The 19,403-nt window shown below is 62.3% G+C and carries 17 protein-coding genes and 1 tRNA gene; 8 read left to right on the top strand and 10 right to left on the bottom strand.

Features of this window, described 5'->3' with window-relative positions:
* Positions 1 to 20 precede the first annotated feature (20 nt).
* The 3 genes from AC0L2V_RS09425 to AC0L2V_RS09435 all read right to left on the bottom strand — a co-directional run bounded on the left by AC0L2V_RS09425 (position 21) and on the right by AC0L2V_RS09435 (position 3,234).
* Positions 21 to 1,184 (bottom strand): isovaleryl-CoA dehydrogenase, encoded by a 1,164-nt coding sequence (locus AC0L2V_RS09425; protein WP_473519985.1) that lies wholly within the window; start codon positions 1,182 to 1,184, stop codon positions 21 to 23.
* Positions 1,185 to 1,219: 35 nt separating this feature from the next.
* A complete protein-coding gene (locus tag AC0L2V_RS09430; RefSeq protein ID WP_473519986.1) occupies positions 1,220 to 1,900 on the bottom strand; it encodes a TetR/AcrR family transcriptional regulator in 681 nt (226 codons plus the stop codon).
* A 221-nt stretch (positions 1,901 to 2,121) separates the two neighbouring features.
* On the bottom strand, positions 2,122 to 3,234 hold the full coding sequence (locus AC0L2V_RS09435) for a pyridoxal phosphate-dependent aminotransferase (RefSeq protein WP_473519987.1): 1,113 nt from the start codon (positions 3,232 to 3,234) through the stop codon (positions 2,122 to 2,124).
* A 156-nt stretch (positions 3,235 to 3,390) separates the two neighbouring features.
* Between AC0L2V_RS09435 and AC0L2V_RS09440 the strand changes: the two genes are divergently transcribed.
* Entirely contained in the window at positions 3,391 to 5,070 is a 1,680-nt protein-coding gene (locus AC0L2V_RS09440) for a tetratricopeptide repeat-containing sulfotransferase family protein (protein WP_473519988.1), read from the top strand.
* Between the two features lie 342 nt (positions 5,071 to 5,412).
* Here the strand turns inward: AC0L2V_RS09440 and AC0L2V_RS09445 are convergent, their stop codons facing one another.
* The 4 genes from AC0L2V_RS09445 to AC0L2V_RS09460 form a co-directional block, all read right to left on the bottom strand.
* On the bottom strand, positions 5,413 to 6,630 hold the full coding sequence (locus AC0L2V_RS09445) for a porin (RefSeq protein WP_473509935.1): 1,218 nt from the start codon (positions 6,628 to 6,630) through the stop codon (positions 5,413 to 5,415).
* Between the two features lie 408 nt (positions 6,631 to 7,038).
* Positions 7,039 to 7,129: transfer RNA gene (locus tag AC0L2V_RS09450), tRNA-Ser, on the bottom strand.
* Between the two features lie 52 nt (positions 7,130 to 7,181).
* Positions 7,182 to 8,090 carry an alpha/beta fold hydrolase gene (locus AC0L2V_RS09455; protein WP_473509936.1) on the bottom strand — a complete coding sequence of 303 codons (909 nt, stop codon included), beginning with the start codon at positions 8,088 to 8,090 and terminating at the stop codon, positions 7,182 to 7,184.
* Positions 8,091 to 8,322: 232 nt separating this feature from the next.
* Positions 8,323 to 10,377: a lytic transglycosylase domain-containing protein gene (locus tag AC0L2V_RS09460; protein WP_473510086.1), complete on the bottom strand. Its 2,055-nt coding sequence runs from the start codon at positions 10,375 to 10,377 to the stop codon at positions 8,323 to 8,325.
* A 334-nt stretch (positions 10,378 to 10,711) separates the two neighbouring features.
* Here AC0L2V_RS09460 and dapA point away from each other — a divergent pair, with 334 nt between their 5' ends.
* The 3 genes from dapA (at position 10,712) to AC0L2V_RS09475 (ending at position 13,181) form a co-directional block, all read left to right on the top strand.
* Entirely contained in the window at positions 10,712 to 11,593 is an 882-nt protein-coding gene (gene dapA, locus AC0L2V_RS09465; protein ID WP_473509938.1) for a 4-hydroxy-tetrahydrodipicolinate synthase, read from the top strand.
* Positions 11,594 to 11,839: 246 nt separating this feature from the next.
* The gene (gene smpB, locus AC0L2V_RS09470) at positions 11,840 to 12,319 is read left to right on the top strand and encodes an SsrA-binding protein SmpB (protein ID WP_128172698.1); all 480 of its coding nucleotides are present in this window, start codon (positions 11,840 to 11,842) and stop codon (positions 12,317 to 12,319) included.
* Between the two features lie 118 nt (positions 12,320 to 12,437).
* Positions 12,438 to 13,181: a glycoside hydrolase family 25 protein gene (locus AC0L2V_RS09475; RefSeq protein WP_473509939.1), complete on the top strand. Its 744-nt coding sequence runs from the start codon at positions 12,438 to 12,440 to the stop codon at positions 13,179 to 13,181.
* Here AC0L2V_RS09475 and AC0L2V_RS09480 read toward each other — a convergent pair.
* Together AC0L2V_RS09480 and AC0L2V_RS09485 are read right to left on the bottom strand one after the other, a co-directional pair.
* On the bottom strand, positions 13,150 to 13,827 hold the full coding sequence (locus AC0L2V_RS09480; RefSeq protein WP_373420431.1) for a uracil-DNA glycosylase: 678 nt from the start codon (positions 13,825 to 13,827) through the stop codon (positions 13,150 to 13,152). The genes AC0L2V_RS09475 and AC0L2V_RS09480 overlap by 32 nt on opposite strands.
* On the bottom strand, positions 13,824 to 14,405 hold the full coding sequence (locus AC0L2V_RS09485) for a LabA-like NYN domain-containing protein (RefSeq protein ID WP_023800773.1): 582 nt from the start codon (positions 14,403 to 14,405) through the stop codon (positions 13,824 to 13,826). Before AC0L2V_RS09485 ends, AC0L2V_RS09480 begins: the two co-directional genes overlap by 4 nt.
* A gap of 320 nt (positions 14,406 to 14,725) precedes the next feature.
* On the opposite strand from AC0L2V_RS09485, the gene rpoZ reads away from it, so the two are divergent.
* The 4 genes from rpoZ (at position 14,726) to AC0L2V_RS09505 (ending at position 18,718) form a co-directional block, all read left to right on the top strand.
* Positions 14,726 to 15,127, top strand: a complete 402-nt coding sequence (gene rpoZ / locus AC0L2V_RS09490; RefSeq protein ID WP_023800772.1) for a DNA-directed RNA polymerase subunit omega — start codon at positions 14,726 to 14,728, stop codon at positions 15,125 to 15,127.
* A 111-nt stretch (positions 15,128 to 15,238) separates the two neighbouring features.
* Complete coding sequence (locus tag AC0L2V_RS09495) at positions 15,239 to 17,467, top strand: RelA/SpoT family protein (protein ID WP_023800771.1); 2,229 nt, start codon at positions 15,239 to 15,241, stop codon at positions 17,465 to 17,467.
* A gap of 179 nt (positions 17,468 to 17,646) precedes the next feature.
* Entirely contained in the window at positions 17,647 to 18,225 is a 579-nt protein-coding gene (pyrE, locus tag AC0L2V_RS09500) for an orotate phosphoribosyltransferase (RefSeq protein WP_473519989.1), read from the top strand.
* A 112-nt stretch (positions 18,226 to 18,337) separates the two neighbouring features.
* Positions 18,338 to 18,718: a VOC family protein gene (locus tag AC0L2V_RS09505; protein ID WP_473509943.1), complete on the top strand. Its 381-nt coding sequence runs from the start codon at positions 18,338 to 18,340 to the stop codon at positions 18,716 to 18,718.
* Between the two features lie 116 nt (positions 18,719 to 18,834).
* On the opposite strand, the gene AC0L2V_RS09510 is transcribed toward AC0L2V_RS09505, so the two are convergent.
* Entirely contained in the window at positions 18,835 to 19,338 is a 504-nt protein-coding gene (locus AC0L2V_RS09510) for a MarR family winged helix-turn-helix transcriptional regulator (protein ID WP_473510087.1), read from the bottom strand.
* Positions 19,339 to 19,403 lie beyond the last annotated feature (65 nt).

Raw genomic sequence — 19,403 nt, forward strand, 5'->3', positions numbered from 1 at the left:
AAATTCAGGAAATAGTGCCATCAAACTCCTTCCGCCATGATTTCCCGCCCGATCAGCCAGCGGCGGATCTCGCTGGTGCCGGCGCCGATCTCGTAGAGCTTGGCGTCGCGCAAAAGCCGGCCGGTCGGATAGTCGTTGATGTAGCCATTGCCGCCTAGCAGCTGGATGGCGTCGAGCGCCATCTGCGTCGCCTTCTCGGCAGCGAACAGCACGCAAGCGGCGGCGTCCTTGCGGCTCGTCTGGCCGCGGTCGCAGGCAGCGGCGACGGCATAGACATAGGCGCGCGCGGCGTTCATCGTCGTATACATGTCTGCGAGCTTGCCCTGCACCAGCTGGAACTCGCCGATCGGCTGACCGAACTGCTTGCGTTCGTGCACATAGGGGACCGCCACATCGAGGCACGCCGCCATCAGCCCGAGCGGGCCGCCGGCGAGCACCGTGCGCTCGTAGTCGAGACCCGACATCAGCACCTCGACGCCGCGCCCTTCTTCATGCAGCACGTTGTCGAACGGCACTTCGACATCCGAAAAAACCAGCTCGCCGGTGTTGGAGCCGCGCATGCCGAGCTTGTCGAGCTTTTGCGCGACGGAAAATCCGGCGAAATCGTTTTCGACGATGAAGGCGGTGATGCCGCGCGACTGGAGTTCTGGATCGGTCTTGGCGTAGACGACCAGCGTCTCGGCGTCCGGGCCGTTGGTGATCCACATCTTGGTGCCGTTCAGCACATAGCAATCATTGCGCTTTTCCGCGCGCAGTTTGAGCGACACGACGTCGGAGCCGGCGCCGGATTCCGACATTGCCAGCGCGCCGACCTTTTCGCCGCTGCACAGCGCAGGCAGATATTTTTCCTTCTGCGCCGGTGTCGCCCAGCGATTGATCTGGTTGACGCAGAGGTTGGAATGGGCGCCGTAGGAGAGGCCGACCGAGGCCGAGGCGCGCGAAATCTCCTCCATCGCCACGACATGGGCGAGATAACCCATGCCGGTGCCGCCGAATTCCGGATCGGCGGTGATGCCGAGCAGGCCGAGCCCACCGAGCTCGGCCCACAGATGCGCCGGAAATTCATTCGAGCGGTCGATCTCGGCGGCGATCGGGGCGATCTTGTCCTGGGCGAAGCGCCGCACCAGGTCGCGCAGCGCCTCGATGTCTTCGTCAAGCCCGAAGTTGAGTGTGTGCGTGTACATGCCGTTCCTCCCGGCGCACGGCCCCGAAATCGAATTCAATTTCGGGAAGGGCGCAAAATCAAAGTGCTACAGCGTCCTTTGCGCGCCGGCTGCGGCGCTGCAAGGTCGTTGTCGCGCCATGGGCCTTTGCTTCCAACCAGGCGCATCGTCATTGAAAGATATGTGGCGGTTACCTCCGAGATCGATAGCCGCTCGCCCGGCCGGAACCAGACGATGACGCCGGTCATCATCTGGATCAGCGCCATGGCTGTCAGCCCTGTGTCTTCGACGCTAAAGACGCCGGCTTCCGCGCCGTCGCGCAAGATGACGCGCAGCTCCTTCTCATAGGCGGTGCGCATACGCAGGATCTGCGTCAGGCGGTCATGCGACAGGCTGCGCAATTCCATGTTCGAGACATGGGTGGAATGGCGGCGCTCGATGTGGAAGGCGATGTGGTTTTCGACATAGGCGGCGAGCCGTGTCGCCGGATCGGCCGCGGCCGGGCGGACCGCGTCCCACGCCTCGATCAGCCCTTGCATGTGCTCGCGCATCAGCGTGAACAACAGGTCTTGCTTGGTCGGAAAATAACGGTAGAGCGCCGCCGCCTGGACGCCGACCTCGGCGGCCAGCTGGCGCATCGACATCGCCTCATAGCCAAGACGCGCGATCAGGCTGACCGCCGCCTCGCGGACCGCTGCTTCGGTCTTTTCGCCGTCGGAACCAGTCGTGCGCGCCATGCAAGCCTCGTTGAGAGGGTAAGAATAAAACGAACGTTCAATTAATTCAAGAGCGCGACTCCACCTTCTCCCCTTGTGGGAGAAGGTGGCCTCGCGAAGCGAGGTCGGAAGAGGGGTGTTCCAGCTTGGCACCGCCGGCACTCCGTCCAACACCCCTCATCCGTCTCGGCGCTACGCGCCGATCCACCTTCTCCCACAAAGGGGAGAAGGAAGAGCGCCTCTCAGCTTCCCCGTGCCGCCGCCAGCGCACCCGGCAATTCCTCGGCAAAAATGTCGAGCTCGTGGTCGAGGCCGACGCTGACCCTGATGCAGCGGTCGAGCACCGGCACCATCGGCTTGCGGATGAACACATCGCGCGACAAAAGCGCCTGCAGCACCTTCAGCGCGAAGGCGCCGTCGCCGCCGCAGTCCAGGGTGACGAAATTGGTCGCCGAGGGCAGCGGCTTCAGCCCATTGGCCTCGGCGATCCCCGCGATGCGCCGGCGGCCGGCAGCGACCCGCGCCACCACGCTTTGCAGATAGTCCTGATCGGCCAGTGCCTCGATGCCGGCGATCTGCGCCATGCGGCTGACGCCGTAGTGGTTGCGGATCTTCTCGAAATCGCGGATCACCTGGGCGTCGGCTACCGCATAGCCGCAGCGTATGCCGGCCAGCCCGTAGGCCTTCGAGAAGGTGCGCATGCGGATGACGTTCGGTTGCGACACGTCGATCGGCGGCAGCGCCGAGGCAGGGCCTAATTCGCCATAGGCCTCGTCGAGCACCAGCATGGTGGTCTCCGGCAGGGCTTCGATGAAGCGGATGAGCTCCGCCGCCTCCCACCAGCTGCCCATCGGATTGTCCGGGTTGGACAGGTAGACCAGCGGCGCTTTGTCCCTGGTGATCGCAGCCAACAGGCCGTCCAGGCTTTCCCGGTCGTTCTCGTAGGGGACCGCGACCAGCCGGCCGCCGACGCCGGCAATATGGAAATTGAAGGTCGGATAGGCGCCGAGCGAGGTGACCACCGCGTCGCCTGATGCCACATACATGCGCGCCACCAGGCTGAGCAACCCGTCTATGCCTTCGCCGACCACCACGTTTTCGATGCCAACGCCAAGATGCGCGGCAACGGTCACCTTCAAATCGTGATTGTCGGGATCACAATACATCCACATGTCGCGGGCGATGCCGGCCATGCGGGCTATGACGCGCGGCGAGGGGCCAAAACTGCTCTCATTGGCGCCGATGCGGGCGCGAAAGGCGCGGCCGCGATCTCGCTCCTGCGCTTCCGGGCCGACAAACGGCACCGTCGAAGGAAGCGCGCTGACGATCGGCGTGAGGGGAGGGCGCTGGCGCATGGCAAGTCTCGTAAAAAAGGGGGCTCGCTCGAAAAGGGCCTTCTTGCTAGCGCGGCACAGGTAACCGCGCAAGCTCCCGCCTTGGCTGCAGCCAGCATGCTGGATTCCCCCCGCACTTTTTGCTAGCGAGATATTTCTTTTTGCTAGCGAGATATCATGAACAATCGACTCCCGCCTGCCTGGTCAAAGCACATCAAGCCCGGACCCGCGCCAAAAGTGAAGGGGCCGATAGTGAAGCCTTTGCTGAGCCCGCAGAAGGCAAGCGCCCAATCGCGTGCGCAGGCCGACGACGCATTGCTGAAACAGGCATACGCCTTTCAGCAGGCCAAGCGGCTCGACGAGGCTCAGGACCTATGCCTTCGGGTTCTGGAGCGCACGCCAAATCATCCGCTCGCCTTGTACATCCTGGGGACGATTTATCTGGGTTACGACGATGAGAGGGCCCTGCGATATTTCGCACGGGCGGTCGGCGAGGAACCTAAAAACCCCTACTACCACCTCAGCCTGGGCGAGGCCTATGTGAAGGTCAGCGAGTATGCGCCAGCAATCAAGCATATGCAGTATGCCCTGGAACTGAAGCCCGGCCTTATCGAAGCACTTTGTGCATTGGGGCGTACTTACACGGCGTTCGACAAGCCCGACATGGCTTTGCCGCTTTACGAGAAGGCGCTGAAAATCAACCGCGATCATCCCAAGGTGCGAGCCGGGCTGGCCAGCGCGCTCAGCGGCCTGGGGCGTATGGATGAAGCCGCCGCCTATCTGAGAGAAGCAATCGCACGTCGTATTGGCGTGCCTTCTGCCTACAACGACCTTGTACAGACGCGAAACTTCACCGAGGAGCCCGAGGAGCTAGAGTCCATCCTTCGTGAGCTCGGCAATCCGAAACTTGGTTCGGAAGGCGCGCAGCAACTCCATCACGCCGCCGGCAAGGTGCTGAACGATCTCAAGCGCTATGACGAGGCATTCGACCATTTCAACAAGGCGAAACAGGCCTCCGGCCAAAGCTTCGATATCGATCTGTATCGTCGGTGGGTCGATTCAATGATTGAAACCGTCACGCCGGACTTTTTGGCTGCCAGGGCCGGCTATGGAAATCCTTCCGACGCGCCTGTGTTCGTGGTTGGCATGCCCCGCTCGGGGACGACGCTCACCGAGCAGATCTGCGCCAGCCATCCCGACATTCATGGCGCAGGGGAGCTTAGCAAACTGAGTCGGGTTGCTAATGCGATCGGCCTCAAGACACCATCGGCTGGTGATTTGAACCAGCCGATCACCTCGATCACGGAAGACCTGTCCAGAACCTTGGCCGAAGAGCATCTGTCCTATTTGCGGGAGCGGGCGCCTGCCGCACTTCGCGTCGTGGACAAGACGCCGCACAATTTTGAACTGATCGGCCTTATCGGCCTTCTCTTCCCCAACGCACGCATCATTCATTGCCGCCGTGACGCCATCGACAATTGCGTCTCCTGCTTCGTCCTCAACTTTAGCGAGGCACACAGCTACAACACCGACCTGACAACACTCGGCCTGTACTATCGCGAATATGACCGCCTGATGCGGCACTGGAACGAGGTCTTTCCAGGCCTTATCTTCGAAAATCGCTACGAAACCCTTGTCGACGACCAGGAAGCGCAGTCGCGCCGCCTGATAGATTATCTCGGGCTGCCTTGGGATGACGCCTGCCTGCGCTTTTTCGACAGGGATGGTTCGGTCAACACGCCCAGCCGCTGGCAGGTTCGCCAACCGATCTACAAATCGTCGGTCAAGCGCTGGAAGAATTATGAAAACGAAATTCAGCCGCTGATACAGTCGCTGGGCGATCTTGCTGAGATTTGACCGGGGCTCTTCCTTCTCCCCTTGTGGGAGAAGGTGGCCGAGCGAAAGCTCGGTCGGATGAGGGGTGTTCCAGCTTGGCACCAACCGCACTCCGTCCAACACCCCTCAACCGTCTTGGCGCTGCGCGCCAATCCACCTTCTCCCACAGGGGGAGAAGGAAGAGCCCTGTCCGGCAGGACAGAGGGGGGGCGCGAAGGATCGCCGCTGCTTTCATTCTGTGCATCTGCTTTCATTCTGGGCAGCTGCATTATTCGGCTGAAAACATTCGCCCTTGACAGCCACGCCGACACGAAAAAACCCGGCGGTTGCCCGCCGGGTTCGAGTTCAGTCAAACGCTGCTGATTAGAACGAGCGCTGGAAGCGGAGCATGCCGCCGAGGCTGTCTTCGTCGTCCGCACCGGTCCAGTTGGAGAAGTCGGGCTCGTCGAAATCGCCGGCGTGCAGGTAATCGACTTCGGCCGTGATCGTCAGGCCCGGAACGATGTCATAGGCGATGTTGGCAGCGATGCCGAGGTTTTCGCCTTCGTCATACGAGATCTGGGTGTTGAACGAGGTCTTCTCGTTGATGGTGTAGGTGCCACCGCCCCAGACCGCCCAGTTGCCGCTCCACAGCTTGTACATGCCGCGGCCGCCGGCGACGGGTGTTGCGAAGCCGGGATCCTCGTAGTTGTCGTCAGTGCCGTAGCCGGCCATGATGAACAGCGACAGGTTCTCCATTGGGGTGACGTCGAGGCGAACCTTGCCGGCCACTTCTTCGTAGTTGGCGTCGTAAGCAATGACGCCGGTGATGGCGCCCCAGCCCTGCGTCCACTTCACGCCGCCGACAACATGCGGAACATAGCTGTCGATCGTGAAGTCGCCATAACCTTGTTCGAGCGAGACCACGGCCGAGAAGCCATTGCCGGCGTCGAAGTAGTACTGGACGACGTTGGTGTCGAACCCGCCGTAGGGAACCAGCGTATCCTGGATGACGTTGCCGGCGTAGCCGATGAACGTATCGTAGGCCGATTCGTCTTTACCGACGCGCAGGCCGCCGAGCTGGATCCAGGCGAAGTTCAGCGAAATGCCTTTGTTCTCGGCAGGGTTAGCGACAATGATAGTCTCACCTGGCAGCGGAGGCAGCGGACCGGCGGGGCCGTCCGGATCGGGACCGGGGACGTATGTGCTGCTGACGTGCCGGTTCCGGTTGCCGAAGTTGAAGCGGGTCTCGGTGTAGGTCTTCAAGGTGCCGAGCTCGGTTTCCTGGCCGGTCCAGGTCTTCAGGTTAAAGCGGGCCTGCTTGTAGTACGTGTCCTGGATGTCGCCGTCCTCGACGTCGAAGTTCTCAGCACCGTCGAACGAGCCGACGTCGCCGACGCCGATGTCGTAGCGGACATAGCCGCCGATGCGCAGGCAGGTCTCGGTGCCGGGGATGTAGAAGTAGCCAGCGCCGTAGACGTCGCAGATGCGGACGTATTCAGCGGGTTCCGGCTCGGCGACGACGACGGCGTCGGCGGCGCGCGCACCGGAAACTGCGACCAGAGCCGCAGCGGAGCCAAGAAGAAGGCTCTTGATGTTCATTTTCTGACCTCCAGTCAAAAGTTAAAAAACGGGTCTGGGTATTCTTTGCTGAAGGACAGCGTTCCCTGCCCCATCCCCACTACCGAAAAAGATGCGCACCGCGCCGCTCCTTCGAAACCGACATTACCCATGAGGCGGCGGCGTTCAACAACCATCGCATCGGCGAAAGGTCTGTGCAGGCGCTATCACCCTGCCTTGTTGCACAAATGACACGATTTGGCCTCACTCGGAAAGCTCCCGTTAACCATTGGGCTGCCGGAGACGGGTTGGAGACCCATTGCGCCAGCCCTTGCAATCCGGCCGATTCCGGCAATTGCCTGCCGCAATTGCGGCGATGTCTGTGAGTCGCCGGCCAAGGCATTGCCGCAGAATCGCCGCATGGCGAAAAGCGGCGAGCGCGAAGCGGGATGGCGGAGAGGATGGGATTCGAACCCACGAGAAGCTTTTGACCTCTACTCCCTTAGCAGGGGAGCGCCTTCGACCACTCGGCCACCTCTCCGTTGCGCTGGTGGATAAAGAAAAGCGCCGGCACAATCAACAAGCCTGACCCATTATCGTTGAAAAAACCGGCTCCCGGCGAAACGTTGCTCGGTCCTGTCCAGAAAAGCGGCGATGGCGCCTGGCAGGCCGCCGGTTTCGAGGAAAGGCGCATGGCCCTGGCCCTCGACCGTGATCGTCTCGATGCAAGGGTGACGGTGTCGCATCTGTTCGAAGGTTTCTGCCGACAGCAGCTTCGAATTGGCGCCGCGGATGGCGAGCAAGGGTATTGCCGCCAGTGCCTCGAACTGCGGCCACATGTCTGGCAGCTTCTGGGTCAGGTCGAGTCCCGCCAGCGTGTCGACCAGCTTCGGGTCGAAATCCGGCAACAATCCTCCACCCGTCTCTCGGTAGAGCGCCGCTGCCATCCGCTCCCAATCCGCCTCGGTCAGGCCAGGAAAGTCGCTGCCATGCGCGCCGCGCTGGGCGCCGACGGCCTCGGCGTAGGTTTTCGGCTTCGGCGCGCGCTCGAGATAGGAGCGGATATGGGCGAGACCGCCGGTCTCGAGCACCGGGCCGATATCGTTGAGCACGATAGCCCGCAGCACGGCCGGCCGCATCACGCCGAGCACATGGAGGATCAGCCCGCCACGCGACGTACCGATGAACGCCGCTTCCTCGATGCCCAGCGCCGCCAACCCGGCGAGGATGTCACCGGCTTCGACGCCGATATTGTAGTGGCCGATATCGGGGTCGTAGGCGGATTGCCCGCGCCCGCGATAGTCGAAAGCGACGATTTTTCGCGGCGTTTGCGCCCGCCGCGACAGATGCAGCGCCAGCTCATGAAAATCGCGGCTATTGCGGGTCAGGCCAGGCAGGCAGACGACCGGCCAGTGGCCGGAATTCGCTTCGCCATAGATGCGGGCGTGGAGTTCAAGCCCCTCCGGCGAGGCGTAGAAAAAATCGGAAAAACCGCTCGACATTTTGGGACTCGATTCCTCGCCGTTGTTGGATCGTCTCGACTGCTACAGGCGAGGGCGGGGGTGGTCAAATCGGAAGGCTCCCCCTTCTCCCCTTGTGGGAGAAGGTGGATCGGCGCGAAGCGCCGAGACGGTTGAGGGGTGCTGGACGGAGTGGCGTAGAGCCAAGCTGGAACACCCCTCATCCGACCGAGCTTCGCTCGGCCACCTTCTCCCACAAGGGGAGAAGGAAAGATCAACTCCGCCCGTTCACCAGGTCCCCGACAATGTCGTACTTGCCGGAAATACGCATCTTGTAGACTTCGTAATTCTCCATCACGCGCTGGACGTAACTTCTTGTTTCGGTATAGGGAATCCGCTCGATCCAGTCGATGACGGCGTCGATGTCCTTGCCGCGCGGGTCGCCGTATCTGGCCACCCACTGGGCGGCGCGGCCGGGGCCGGCATTGTAGCCGGCGAAGGTCAGCACATAGGAGCCGTCGAAGCGGCCGAGCTGCTCGCCGAGAAAGGCGGCGCCCAGGGTCGCATTGTAGCCGGCGTCGGTGGTCAGCCGCGCCTGCGAGAAGGTCATTCCGGCCTTGTCAGCCAATTGCCTGGCGGTCGCCGGCATCAGCTGCAGCAGGCCACGTGCGCCGGCGCTGGAGACGGCGCCGATGTTGAACTCGCTTTCCTGGCGGGCGATCGCATAGGCCAGCGCCTTGCCGGAGCCGGAAATGTTGGCGGTCTCGGGAATGGCGCCGAGCGGATGCGAAAGCGCCCCGACATCGATGCCGCGAGCGCCGGCGATCTTGCCGACCTTCAGTGCCAGAAAGTGATTGCCCTGCTTTTCCGCCATCGCGGCCAGCAGCGCCAGCTCTCCGGGACTGCTCAACTGTCCGGCGAGGTCGCGGTAAAGCGTGTCGGCGTAGCGCTGATAGCCCGCCTGCTGCAGTCGCCTGATGGCGCTGACCGCCTCGCGGCTGGAAAAATTCCGGTGATCGCTGGCGCTCGGCTGCGGATGGGCGATGTTGAGGACCTGCCGGCCGACGCGCTCACCGGCGAGCTGGCCGTAGAACGTCGTGCCGTAGGCGGCGGCACGGCTAAAATAAACCCTGGCGCTGCCGGGGCCGCCGGCTTCGGCGGCACGGCCGAGCCAATAGTAGGCGCGCGACAGCGATATCGGCCCCTGGGCGAGACCGGCGATCCGCTCAAAATGCTTGGCAGCGGTGGCAGGATCGTTGAGGCCGCGCAGCGCGTACCAGCCGGCATGAAACTCCGCATCCGCCGCGTTGGCAGCAGTTTCGCCGGCGTGTGCGGCGACTATCCTGTAGGCGGTCTTCATGTCGCCCTGGTCGACCAGTTCGCGCGACAGCACCCGGCGCTCGGCCCACCAGACATCCGGGTCGATCAGAGCGTTGCGGTCGCTCGGCGCCTTCATCACCATTGCGGCGGCGTCGGAAAACTTCTGCTGCTTGCGCAGATATTGGGCTTGGGCGAAGAGATAGCCGGCCGAACGCTGCGCGGCGGGCACCGCCTTCAGCAGCCTGGCCGCGTTCTTGTCGCCCGCATTCTTGTCGCCCTTGTCCGCCGCGGCCCAGGCGTCGGCCAGTTGCCGGGCGCGCGCAAGGCCGGCGACGCGCAGCGCCGAACTGACCCGGTCGGCATAAAACATACGCTCCATGCGGAAACGGTGGTCGGCTGCGGGGATCAGCGTGCCGAATTCCTGGATGATCGCCGCCTCGTCCCTGGCTTGCAGTTTTTCGGTGCGCCAGAAAGGCGACAGCACCGAGCGCGCCGCCTGGACGTTGCCCTGCGAGACATAGGAGCGGGCGAGAATCACCACGCCCTCGGCTGTTTGCGGCTGGCTGCCGCCGAAAGCCTGCACCACGATCTCAGGCGAGGGGTTCTCGCGGTAGAGCGCGCGCTCGCTGTTCTTGCGCAACGCGATCATGCCCGGCCAGTTCGGCAGCATTTTCGCAGCATCGGCGATGTCGCCGCTTGGCACCTTGTCGCCGCCATAGAACGCGATCGCCCAGGCAAGGATGTGCTGGTCGAGCGAATTGACCGGCAGGGCGTCGCGCACCTGGCGCGCACCGGCAATGTCGTTTGCCGCCAGCGCATCGAGGCCGCTCTTCAACCTGGCGACGCTGGCGGGAGGGGATTCCGGACCCTGCAGGCCGGTATCCAGCAGGTTTGGCTTCGGAATGGTCGACGTGACCTGTGCATCGACCTTGCCGGCGGCCACAAGGGTCGGCGTCAACAGGAGAATTGCGCCAAGCAGCGCGAAAAAATGAGGCTGCCGGGTCGGCATCGTCTTCATCATTTCCTGTCTTGCACAATCACCAACAGGCACAGATCAACTGAACCCTAGTTGGCTGTGGTGAAGAGCCTGTAAACGGGGCTATCGAAGTCGTTCAAATTGCGCTTGCTGGCATTCTTGTCATGCTTGCCGCGCAACAATGTCGAGACTATGGTGCGCCGCTTCGCTTTCGGCTAGAAGGCGCGCACGACAAAACACCTGCAGCGCCGCGCGTCGTCTCGGACGCGCAAAGGACGCTGTGGCACTTTATATTTTGGCGCATGATCTTTCCGTGAATCGGCTCCGATTTTCGGGCTCGTGCGCCAGTCCCAAGGAGTTGGACGACATGCTGAGAGGCTCGCTTACCGCGCTCGTGACACCGTTCGAAAAGAGCGGCCGTTTCGACGAGAAAGCGTTTCGCGCCTTCATCGCCTGGCAGATCGCTGAAGGCACGACCGGCGTGGTTCCGGTCGGCACCACCGGCGAGTCGCCGACGCTGTCGCATGACGAGCACCGCCACGTCGTCAAAGTGTGCGTCGAGATGGCAAAGGGCCGCGTTCCGGTCGTCGCCGGCGCCGGCTCCAACAACACCGAGGAGGCGGTTGGCCTGGTGCAATATGCCGAGAAGGCCGGCGCCGACGCGGCACTCGTCGTCACGCCCTACTACAACCGGCCGACGCAGCGCGGCCTCTATGCGCATTTCGCTGCCGTCGCCAAGGCGACCAGCCTGCCGATCATCATCTACAACATTCCGCCGCGCTCGGTGATCGACATGATGCCCGAGACGATGGGCCAGTTGGTACATGACTTCAAGAACATCGTCGGCGTCAAGGACGCCACCGGCAAGGTCGAGCGGGTTTCCGAGCAGCGTGCCACCTGTGGCAAGGATTTCATCCAGCTTTCCGGCGAGGACGCCTCGGCACTCGGTTTCAACGCCCATGGCGGCGTCGGCTGCATCTCGGTGACGGCGAATGTCGCGCCGCGGCTGTGCGCCGAATTCCAGGAGGCGACGCTTTCCGGCGACAGCGCCAAGGCGCTGGACTTGCAGGACCGCCTGCTGCCGCTGCACAAGGCGATTTTCCTGGAACCCGGCGTGTCCGGCGCGAAATATGCGCTGTCGAAGCTCGGCAAGGTCGAGAACGTGCTGCGTTCGCCGCTGGTCACCGTCGAGCAGTCGACCGCCGAGAAGATCGATGCGGCCATGAAGCACGCCGGCTTGATTAACTAGCGAGCCCGTTTGGAAACTCTACTCCTGCGGCCATCTGAAGGCGTCACCTGCGCTTCCGGTGCTCACGTACTATATGTACGCTCCGCTCCGGTTCGCGCATGGCCCCGAAAGCGTTCGCTTTCGGAAAGGACCATGCGCAAGCTCAGGCTTCTAGAGCGTCCTTTGCGCGTTTGAAAAACGCGCGGCGCTCTAGTGCCACCATCATCTGACTCGCAGGAGCGAGTTTCGAAACGGACTCTAGACGTCATGAACCAGGTCAGAAAAGCCGATCCCAACAACAAGACCGTTGCGGAAAACCGCAAGGCGCGGTTTTCCTACGAGGTGCTCGACACGATCGAGGCCGGCCTGGTGCTGACCGGCACCGAGGTGAAGTCGCTGCGCCAGGGCCAGGCCAACATCCAGGACAGCTACGCCTCGGTCGAGGGCGGCGAGATCTGGCTGATCAACTCCTATCTGCCGGAATATCTGCAGGCCAACCGCTTCAACCACGAGCCACGCCGGCGCCGCAAACTCCTGCTCAACAAGCGCGAGATGGCCAAGCTGTCGCAGAGCGTCGATCGCGAAGGCATGACGCTGGTGCCGCTAAAAATCTATTTCAATGAAAAAGGCAGGGCGAAGCTTTTGCTCGCCGTCGGCCGCGGCAAGAAACTGCACGACAAGCGCGAGACCGAAAAGCAGCGCGACTGGTCGCGCGAAAAGGGCCGGCTGCTGAAGGAGCGTGGGTGAGGAGCGGTCCGCGAAGCGGACGAAAAGCCAACGATTTGGCTTTTCGAGCGACGAACGCCCGGAGCCATAGCGGAGGGCAGGGCGGTTCAACAGGGATAGGCCTCTTTTGAAGAACCGAATGAGGAACCGGATTGTCTTTTGGGGTGCAGCCAGCCTGATCCTGGCGTGCCTTGTCACGGCCGCCGGCTATTTTTACTCCCGACCGTTTTCTCCGGACCGCGGCAAATATCCGGTCAGGGGCATCGACGTTTCGCATCACCAGCGACAGATCGACTGGCGGCGTGTTGCCGCCGACGATGTCGCCTTCGCCATCATCAAGGCAACTGAAGGCGGCGACCATGTCGACGATGCCTTCGCCGCCAATCTGCGCGAGGCGCGTGCGGCTGGTCTGGCGGTCGGCGCCTATCATTTCTTCACCTTCTGCAGGCCTGGCGCCGATCAGGCGAAGAATTTCATCTCCGTCGTGCCGCGCGATCAAACGCTGCTGCCCCCGGTGGTTGATATCGAATTCGTCGGCAATTGCCCGCGACGGCCATCGCCCGAAGAATTGAGCGTTGAACTCTCGGCTTTCCTCGGCCCTGTCGAGGCTGCTTTCGGCAAGACGGCGATCCTTTACGTGACCGACGACGCGGCACGGGCCTATACCAGCCAGATCGTCGGCCGCCCGCGCTGGGTTCGTTCGCTGGCGCTGCAGCCAGGTCATGACGACTGGATCTATTGGCAGTACCACGACAGCGGTCGCGTCGACGGCATCACCGGCGATGTCGATCTGAATGTGCTTCAGGGCGGGCCGGAGAAATTGGCCGAGCTGTTTGCGTCACCGCCCGAATCTATCTCTCCAGAAACGCCGCTATCTCCCTGAAGACGTTGACGAACATTGCTTCCGTCAGCACGCCGGTGTTGGTGTTGTAGCGCGAGCAATGATAGCTGGAAAACAGCGTCACGCCATTGGTTTGCTGCTGCCCGCCATGCTTGAACGGATAAGCGGCGACACGCTGGCCGAGCGCCCGCACGGTCGACTGGTGCGCGATCGAGCCCAGCGCCAGCACGGCGCGCAGGTTCTTGAACCGCGCGATCGTCGGCACCAGGAACGTCCGGCAGGTGGCGATCTCGGCGCCGGCCGGCTTGTTGTCCGGCGGCACGCAGCGAACTGCATTGGTGATCGCCGTGCCGACAAGCTCCAGCCCGTCATCGGGCCGCGCCTTGAATTGGCCGCGGGCAAAGCCGTGTGCGATCAGCGTGTTGTAGAGCAGGTCGCCGGCAAAATCGCCGGTGAAGGGGCGTCCGGTGCGGTTTGCGCCGCGCAGGCCCGGCGCCAGTCCGACGATCAGCAGCCGCACCGCATCCTCGCCCTCGGGTGGCAGAAAGGTCGGCACTGGTGCATTGAACCAGGACGGCTCGCGCTGCCGCCATTGCGCGATAAAATCATGCAGCCGCGGGCAGAGCGGGCAATCGCGGTCGGGCTCCGAGGACGCGACCAGGGGAGCGGTCAAGACCGCCGCCGTCAATACTCGTCCTCGTCGACTTCGGCCGGTTCGGGCCGGCGCACCGGCCGCTCGGACGGATCGCGGCCGACATCGCTCTTCAAGGTAATCAGGTCGATGAAATGATCGGCCTGGCGGCGCAGATCGTCGGAAATCATCGGCGGCTGCGAAGCCATGGTCGAGACGATCGAGACCTTGCGCCCGCGCCGCTGCAGCGCCTCGACCAGCGTGCGGAAATCGCCGTCGCCGGAAAAGATGACATAGTGGTCGACGACATCGGCGAGTTCCAGTGCATCGACGGTCAGCTCGATGTCCATATTGCCCTTGATCTTGCGGCGGCCGGTCGAGTCGGTGAACTCCTTGGCCGGCTTGGTCACCACCTTGAAGCCGTTATAGTCGAGCCAATCGATCAGCGGCCGGATCGAGGAATATTCCTGATCCTCGACCAGCGCGGTGTAGTAGTAGGCACGCAGCAGGTAGCCGCGCTTCTGGAAGTTCGACAAAAGCCTGCGGTAGTCGATGTCGAAGCCGAGCGCGCGCGAGGTGGCGTAAAGATTGGCACCGTCGATGAAAAGAGCGATTTTCTCACGAGGGTCGAACATGGAAATATTCCTTTTCGAAAATAAGCGGCCGTCTAAATGCGCGTGACTATCGGTCGGCTTGAAATAACCGGCTGACCTTCGTCATTCGAGATAACGCCGGTTTTACGGCAATCCAAGGGTATGATGCTGCATAGCAAGCAATTGTGATCGGTGCCGCATGTCGCAGGCGGCGCGCGCCCAGACTGGCCTTGGCCAGACCCCGGGACCATGCCCCCAGGCCCGGCATTGTCCGGCACTGCCAAAAAGCTTGTATTTTGGCGGCGTTCGGGTTATGGACCGCGCCTGTTTTCCATCAAATCCAGGCATGAAAGGGGCAGCTCATGGCCCGCGTAACCGTTGAAGATTGCATCGACAAGGTCAACAACCGCTTCGAGCTCGTGCTTCTGGCCGGCCACCGCGCCCGTCAGATCAGCCAGGGCGCGCAGATCACCGTTCCTCGTGACAACGACAAGAATCCGGTCATCGCGCTGCGCGAGATCGCCGAGGAGACATTGTCGCCCGACGACCTCAAGGAAGACCTGATCCACTCGCTGCAGAAGCATGTCGAGGTCGATGAGCCGGAAGCCGACGGCGAGGCGATCGCCGACCAGACCGGCACCGCCGCTGCGGCAACCGACGCCGACGACACCGAGGACAATATCACCTTCGACCGCATGACCGAGGAAGACCTCCTGGCCGGCATCGAAGGTCTGGTGCCGCCGGAAAAAAGCGACGATTATTGATCTTCCCACCGGCCGCCGACACTTTCGCGCCGGCGGTTTCGTGGTTATCTATGACATGCGCCGTACGCCAGTGCGGCGCATGATTCATTTCAGCACTGCGAGATCCCGCCCATGATGCGTCAGTATGAGCTTGTCGAGCGCGTCCAGCGCTACAAGCCTGACGTCAACGAGGCGCTGCTCAACAAGGCCTATGTCTACGCCATGCAGAAGCATGGTCACCAGAAGCGCGCCTCCGGCGATCCCTATTTCTCGCATCCGCTCGAAGTCGCCGCCATCCTCACCGAAATGCACATGGATGAGGCGACCATCGCGGTTGCCTTGCTGCACGACACGATCGAGGACACCACGGCGACCAGGGCCGAGATCGACGAGCTGTTCGGTCCGGAAATGGGCAAGCTGGTCGAAGGCCTGACCAAGCTGAAGAAACTCGACCTCGTCTCCAAGAAGGCCGAGCAGGCGGAAAACCTGCGCAAGCTGTTGCTGGCGATATCGGAAGACGTTCGCGTGCTGCTGGTCAAGCTTGCCGACCGCTTGCACAACATGCGCACCCTCGACCATGTCCCCGAAGCCAAGCGTCTGCGCATCGCCGAGGAAACGATGGATATCTATGCGCCGCTGGCCGGGCGCATGGGCATGCAAGGCATGCGCGAGGAGCTCGAGGAGATCGCCTTTCGCTTCATCAATCCCGAAGCCTACCGCGCCGTCACCGCGCGGCTCGCCGAAATCTTCGAGCGCAACAAGGATGTGCTGTCCGAGATCGAGAAGGCGCTGTCCACGCTGTTCGACAAATATGCGATCAAGGCCGAGGTCAAGAGCCGTCAGAAGAAGCCGTGGTCGGTGTTCCGCAAGATGGAGGCCAAGGCGCTGTCCTTCGAGCAGCTGTCCGACATTTTCGGCTTTCGCGTCGTCGTCGATACCGTCGAGGACTGCTACCGGGCGCTCGGCGCCATCCACACCACGTGGTCGATGGTGCCCGGCCGCTTCAAGGACTACATCTCGACGCCGAAGCAGAACGACTACCGTTCGATCCACACCACCATCGTCGGACCGTCGCGGCAGCGCGTCGAGCTGCAGATCCGCACCTATCAGATGAACAAGATCGCCGAATATGGCGTTGCCGCGCATTCGATCTACAAGGACAGCGGCGGCAAGGTGAACGGCACTGCCCATGCGATCTCGAAGGAGACCAACGCCTATGCCTGGCTGCGACGCACCATCGAGCAGCTTGCCGAAGGCGACAATCCCGAGGACTTCCTCGAAAACACCAAGCTGGAACTGTTCCAGGACCAGGTGTTCTGCTTCACACCCAAGGGAATGCTGATCGCGCTGCCGCGCGGCGCCACGCCGATCGACTTCGCCTATGCGGTGCACACCGATGTCGGTGACACCTGCGTCGGCGCCAAGGTCAACGGCCGCATCATGCCGCTGATGACCGAGCTGAAGAATGGCGACGAGGTCGAGATCATCCGCTCCAAGGCGCAGGTGCCGCCGGCAGCATGGGAATCGGTCGTCGTCACCGGCAAGGCGCGCTCGGCGATCCGCCGCGCCACCAAGAATGCCATCCGCAAGCAGTATTCGGGTCTCGGCATCCGCATACTGGAACGCGCTTTCGAACGGTCAGGCAAGATTTTTACCAAGGAAAGCTTGAAATCGGTGCTGCATCGGCTGGCACGAAAGGACATCGAGGATGTGCTGGCCTCTGTCGGCCGCGGCGAACTTGCCTCCACCGATGTCATCAAGGCGGTGTTTCCCGACTACAAGGACGAGCGCATCACGCTGGCGGCGCCCAAGCAGCGCGAGGAGGGCTGGTCGAAGATCCGCAACGCCGCCGGCATGCTGTTCCAGATTCCGGGCCGCGCCGCACGCAAGGACAAGGACCAGCCAAGGGACGGCGCCGTGCCGATCCGCGGCGTGCGCGGCGACCTGCCGGTGCGCTTCGCGCCGGAAGGTGCTGTGCCCGGCGACCGCATCGTCGGCATCGTGCAGCCGGGGACCGGCATCACCATCTATCCGATCCAGTCGCCGGCGCTGCAGGCCTTCGACGACCAGCCAGAACGCTGGATCGACGTGCGCTGGGACATAGACGAGCGCACCAAGGAGCGGTTTCCGGCGCGCGTCTCGGTCACCGCCATCAACGCGCCGGGCTCACTGGCCGACATTGCGCAGGTCGTTGCATCCAACGATGCCAACATCCATACATTGTCGATGGTGCGCACCGCGCCTGATTTCACCGAAATGCTGATCGATCTCGAAGTCTGGGACCTGAAGCACCTGAACCGGCTGCTGTCGCAGCTCAAGGACAATTCGAGCGTCAGCGATGCACGGCGCGTGAATGGGTGAATAGTGAATAGTGAATAGTGAATAGTGAATAGTGAATAGTGAATAGTGAATAGTGAATAGTGAATAGTGAATAGTGAAAGAAAGGTGCTCTCACTGCCGACCGCCAACTACTGACTACTGACTACTGACCATTCACCATTCACTATTCACCATTCACCACCATCCACACGGAGCGAACAATGAACACCGACGAAGTGCTGGGCGTTTTCCGTGAGGCCGGTGCCGTTCTCGAGGGGCATTTCATCCTGACTTCGGGTTTGCGTAGCCCGGTCTTCCTGCAGAAGGCGCGGGTCTTCATGCATGCCGACAAGACCGAGCGCCTGTGCAAGGCGCTGGCCCAAAAAATCCGCGCTGCTGTGTCCGGCAGGATCGATTACGTCGTCGGCCCGGCGATCGGCGGGCTGATCCCGGCTTACGAGACCTCGCGCCATCTTGGCGCACCGGCGATCTGGGTCGAGCGGGAAGCGGGCGAGTTCAGGCTCCGCCGCTTCGAGATCGCCAGGGGGGCGCGCGTCGTCATCGTCGAGGACATCGTCACCACTGGCCTGTCGATCCGCGAGACCATCGACTGCCTGCGCGCGCTTGGCGCCGAGGTGGTTGCCGCTGCCTGCATCATCGACCGCTCGGCCGGCAAGACCGATGTCGGCGTGCCGCTGATCGCGCTCGCCGAATATGAGGTTCCGGCCTACCCGGCCGACAGGCTGCCGCCCGAGCTTGCCGCCATACCGCCGGTCAAGCCGGGCAGCCGCAACATTTAAGGCATGTCGCCCAAAAGCATGCCCTCCTTGGGCTTGAACCGGGGCTTGAACCGAGGTGCGCAGCGGTTTGGGGACACGACCTGCCAAAACAAACATTAACTGAGGCGCTTCGTTGATTGCCGGTATCGATCATTTCGTGCTGACGGTTAGCTCCGTCGAGGACACCTGCGCCTTCTATCAGCGCGTGCTCGGCTTCAAGCGCCTCGACGAGCCGGACCGGCCGACGGCGCTGCTGTTTGGAACGCAAAAGATCAATGTGCATGAGGCAGGCCACACTTTCGAGCCGAAGGCCAAGGCGCCGACGCCGGGCTCCGCGGATTTTTGCCTGGTCGCCGCGCGCCCGCTCGCAGAGGTATGCGCCAGCCTGGCTGCCAATGGCGTGGCGATAGAAGTCGGGCCGGTCGAGCGGATCGGAGCCCGTGGCCCGATGATGTCGGTCTATTTCCGCGATCCGGACGGCAATCTCGTCGAGATCAGCTGGTACAACAGGTAACCGGAAATTTCGGCGCGAACGAGCGCATCGGCAAGTCGGCTTGCGGGCAACCGTGTTCACGCCCGCCGCAGCCATCATCGAGGTGCGACGCGCTTTAGTTTTGCCAAAGCCACAGCTCAGGCCAGTTCCGCTTCCACAGGGCAGTCAAGGCAAGCGGTATAGTTGCAGAGCCGGCAAATACGGTATGCATGGTCCTCGGTGCTGACGAGCCCACGCAACAGCTTGGCGGCAAGGTTACCGAATTCCTGCAGCTCCTCCTGACTTAGAACAGAGAGCGCTGACGCGAGCCCTTTCTGGCGAGCGGAAAGAATAGCACTGCATGTCGTCTCGCCCAGAGGAGTGAGCCTTAGCGCTACCGCGCGATGGTCGTCAGGCGCCGAGAACCGAGCCGCCAATCCCTCCGCGACCAGTCGATCGACCAGTCTGACGGTGCCCGAATGGGACAGTGACAATGCGCGGCGCAGCCTCTCGATCGACAGGCCCGGTACGTGGCCAATGAGGGTGATCGCGGAAGCCGCTGGGCCGGGCTCCGGTGCTTTGGCCTGAGCGTCCCGCTGCAAAATGTCCGCAAAGGCGAGCGCTAGAGCGCCAATCACATTTTCAATCCTGGAATCGGTCATCGCCAAAAAATATATGCTCGGAGCATATACATCAAGGTCGAATTATTATATGCTTTGAGCATACA

The sequence above is a fragment of the Mesorhizobium sp. WSM4814 genome (assembly GCF_055811595.1).

Excerpts from the sequence above, each read along its gene's own strand:
- AC0L2V_RS09510 (WP_473510087.1), bottom strand. The coding sequence starts at position 19,338 with ATGACCGATTCCAGGATTGAAAATGTGATTGGCGCTCTAGCGCTCGCC.
- rpoZ (WP_023800772.1), top strand. The coding sequence starts at position 14,726 with ATGGCCCGCGTAACCGTTGAAGATTGCATCGACAAGGTCAACAACCGC.
- AC0L2V_RS09445 (WP_473509935.1), bottom strand. The coding sequence starts at position 6,630 with ATGAACATCAAGAGCCTTCTTCTTGGCTCCGCTGCGGCTCTGGTCGCA.
- AC0L2V_RS09485 (WP_023800773.1), bottom strand. The coding sequence starts at position 14,405 with ATGTTCGACCCTCGTGAGAAAATCGCTCTTTTCATCGACGGTGCCAAT.
- AC0L2V_RS09495 (WP_023800771.1), top strand. The coding sequence starts at position 15,239 with ATGATGCGTCAGTATGAGCTTGTCGAGCGCGTCCAGCGCTACAAGCCT.
- pyrE (WP_473519989.1), top strand. The coding sequence starts at position 17,647 with ATGAACACCGACGAAGTGCTGGGCGTTTTCCGTGAGGCCGGTGCCGTT.
- smpB (WP_128172698.1), top strand. The coding sequence starts at position 11,840 with ATGAACCAGGTCAGAAAAGCCGATCCCAACAACAAGACCGTTGCGGAA.
- AC0L2V_RS09435 (WP_473519987.1), bottom strand. The coding sequence starts at position 3,234 with ATGCGCCAGCGCCCTCCCCTCACGCCGATCGTCAGCGCGCTTCCTTCG.
- AC0L2V_RS09430 (WP_473519986.1), bottom strand. The coding sequence starts at position 1,900 with ATGGCGCGCACGACTGGTTCCGACGGCGAAAAGACCGAAGCAGCGGTC.
- dapA (WP_473509938.1), top strand. The coding sequence starts at position 10,712 with ATGCTGAGAGGCTCGCTTACCGCGCTCGTGACACCGTTCGAAAAGAGC.
- AC0L2V_RS09475 (WP_473509939.1), top strand. The coding sequence starts at position 12,438 with ATGAGGAACCGGATTGTCTTTTGGGGTGCAGCCAGCCTGATCCTGGCG.
- AC0L2V_RS09460 (WP_473510086.1), bottom strand. The coding sequence starts at position 10,377 with ATGCCGACCCGGCAGCCTCATTTTTTCGCGCTGCTTGGCGCAATTCTC.
- AC0L2V_RS09440 (WP_473519988.1), top strand. The coding sequence starts at position 3,391 with ATGAACAATCGACTCCCGCCTGCCTGGTCAAAGCACATCAAGCCCGGA.
- AC0L2V_RS09455 (WP_473509936.1), bottom strand. The coding sequence starts at position 8,090 with ATGTCGAGCGGTTTTTCCGATTTTTTCTACGCCTCGCCGGAGGGGCTT.
- AC0L2V_RS09425 (WP_473519985.1), bottom strand. The coding sequence starts at position 1,184 with ATGTACACGCACACACTCAACTTCGGGCTTGACGAAGACATCGAGGCG.